Genomic DNA, 3,048 nt, shown 5'->3' with positions numbered 1-3,048 from the left:
GCTGCTGTTGACGGCGGGCGCGACGGAGAAGAGTCCGGGATTGGTGTTGCCTGTAATGTTGAACGTCAATGTTTGTCCGGCTTCGTTGGCCGGACCTTTGGACAACGCAGTGGCCCAACCTGAAGGTTTGGAAGCGCTCAGGCTGAAGCTGTTAGTGCTGCAGGCGCTGCTGTCGTTGTTGGTCAGGGTGACCGTAAAGTTAACCGCCGTGCCCGCGGCCACCCAGGGGCCCTGCACCGGGCTGAATGCCAGACTGGGGTTGGCGTGCACGCAGGTGGGCTGGCTGCCGCCGACATCGATATACACCGCTGCGCCACTGCTGTCGGCACTGGTGGTGGTAATGCCCACAGCCGACTCAGTATCGTAAAAGCTGTCGCCCGGCACCAGTGCCGCGTCGACGTGGTGGGCCGTCTCCGGTGTCATATCCAGCAGGAAACTGGAATTGCTATCCTCCGGCAGGCCCATGTGCACGGCGACGCCATCGTCAAAGTTGTTGCTGGACGTGTTGAGTGCCGTATCGAAACCGATCTGTTGCCGGTACTCGAGGTAGTACCACCATTCCAGTCCGTTGTAGGGGTCAATGCCCTTAAAAATCTTCAGCGCCAGGGGCTGGTTACCGACTTGCTCATGGGGGGCGAGTCGGTAGGTACCGCTGCTGGACACCACCTGTATGTCAGAGCCCAACCAACCCAGGCGGTCCTTTTGGTAGACATTGAAGTGTCCGGATACCCAGGCGCCCATAATATCGGGGTAATCGCCGTACTCCCTATAGGTACAGTTGCCGCCCAGGGTCGCACCGCTGCAGACGTAGTCGCGGGAGTGATTCAGGCCCATGTTGTGGCCCAACTCGTGGGTAATGGTATCCCAGTCGTTATTGCCCTTTATCCAGGCCCGGGACGGGCTGCCGCCCACCGTGCCCAAGCCGCGATAGGGACAACTGTTGTCCGGGAAGATATACACCAGGCGATCATAATTGCCGAGATTGATGCCGGCATTGGTCGCGGCCTGATCCGCTTTCGATGCGATCAGGTTGTAATCGCAGCTGCTGGCGGTATAGATGGGCAGGGTGCGCCAACTGCTTACCGTGGTGGTCAGCCAGGCCTGCTGGTAGGAATTTTCCTCGATGAACGCATTTCCGGTCGCCAGTGAATTACTGATCGCGGCGGTGCTCCACGGCTGGCTGCTGTTGTCGAGGAAGTTGACCGGCATCACCAGCACCTTCTGCTCGCCGAACACATGGGTTGCTGCCGGGGTACCCCCATTGGAGCCACCGGTGCTGCCGCCACCGGCGGCCAGCGTAAGCAGGTCTTCAGGGTTGTCGGAAACCGCCAGCTCTCCTGCACTGCTCGGGTCTTCACTGTTTTCCAGCAGCAATCCCAGAATGCGGACCCGTTCGCCCGTCAACAGGTTCTCGGGCAGCTTGCTGAAGTGAATGCGGAAACGCTCGCCGAAATCGGTCACCAGCGCATTGTGTTGCCGGTGGCCGCCGTCTTCGAAGTCCTCGATGACAATTTCCAGCTCGCCCTCCAGCTCCAGTTTCTGCAGGAGCAGATCCTGCACCTCGTCGGGCATACCGGATCGTCGGGCCTCGGGCAGGGCGACGTGGAATAACTGCGCGGGATCAGTTTCCATCAGTGCCGAAAGTGTTGTGTAGCGCGCCTCGGCAAGCTCAACCAACCGCGTTAGCTGATGGGCTTTATCGAGCCCCTGGGCTTTGCCAAACTTTTTGTGCTGGGCGATCAGCGCCTGGGTCTGTTGCGCGGCCTGATCCGGGGAGGGGGTGGCTTCTACGGGTAGCACGGCAGCCATTAGCGCCGCCATTGCCCCCGCCTGGAGAATCTGTCTGAATCGTCGCGGTTTTGCAGGTCTCAAGAAACCCGCCCAACCTGAACATAGGTCGAGTAAACGTGTCATGAATTGCCCCATTCATTAAAACTGTTTCATCAAGTTTTGGTACGTCTCCTTCTGCTACCAATTGTTCTTTTCCCTTGCCGGGCTGTTCCTCGTTCCTTTGTCCTGCCGCCGGTACAACTTAAGCTGCACCCTGGTTTTTTTACTGGCCGTATACGGGACTCAACCCACATAGGACCTGACGGCAATGTCAGACATTCGAGAGCTGCGCTGAGAACAGCACTCGCGGCAAGCGGGAGGCCAATCCCGGCCTCCCCGTTCCCTGTTGCCATCCCTGCTCCACTGGCCTCCATTGGCCACCCATTCTTTTTGTGCCGTCCCTGTCCTGTTGACCTTCCTGTCAGATACAACCCAAACAGCCCGACAACCCGCTGTTTGTATCAATTAGCTGCGCGCTTGATGGGACTCGACGCTGCCTGACCGCGAACCCCACCTTGCCTGCAAAAAGCGCGCACTAACCCTGTAAAGCCTGGTCGCAGGCCTTCACGAATGTGATTGTTCACCCGGTAAACGCAGTGATTTTGCGATGAGAAACCTTCAGATGTGCTCGACTGCAGTTTTCCGCACACGTACCCAACAAGACAAAAGTTGGAAAGGCGTTCCCTGTGCGTTTTTTGTTGTTATGTTGTGTTTCTGCAATCGCCCTGCCTGATCGACTACTGACTACCAATCGCCAGACTGCACGCACGATAATGGTCTCCCCACGCCCAGTCAAATGATGGTCATAAATTGATCAGCTGGAAAGGGGCAACAGATGAAGGCATGACATTGATCACAAAATGACCAGTAGCCGATTGTTTTTTGTGCACTATTTATCATATTTATGGTGAGAGCGGAGGTTATGGAGCGATGGACTGATCGGGTTTTTATGCCCCATGGACGGGTAGTCAAAGCAAAACCAATAACCAAAAAGTCTATAAATCAACAAGTTATATGCACTTATTTATCTATAGGCTACACAAATATTTTTCCAAATAACACTAAACTAGCGGGTTAACCAACTGTTAAATAAAGAGATTTGGCTGCCTGAAGGCAAAAAGCTCGGGCCAGCGCCTGGAAAGCATCCCCAAGGTGGTGGTGGATATGCCTGCTAACAAAATCACCCCCATTGAGGGAGTGAATGGCGTACCGTGATCG

General features: G+C 56.0%; 1 protein-coding gene. It reads right to left on the bottom strand.

All coding sequences use genetic code 11. The features are described 5' to 3' along the window. The coding region (locus ABY948_RS11860) for a M12 family metallo-peptidase (RefSeq protein WP_461482744.1) at nt 1-1,809 on the bottom strand (1,809 nt) is incomplete at its 3' end. Nucleotides 1,810-3,048 lie beyond the last annotated feature (1,239 nt).

The sequence above is a fragment of the Porticoccus sp. genome (genome assembly GCF_041592135.1).
In the GTDB taxonomy this organism is placed as follows: Bacteria; Pseudomonadota; Gammaproteobacteria; order Pseudomonadales; family Porticoccaceae; genus Porticoccus.
This window is presented reverse-complemented; position numbering and strand designations above follow the sequence as displayed.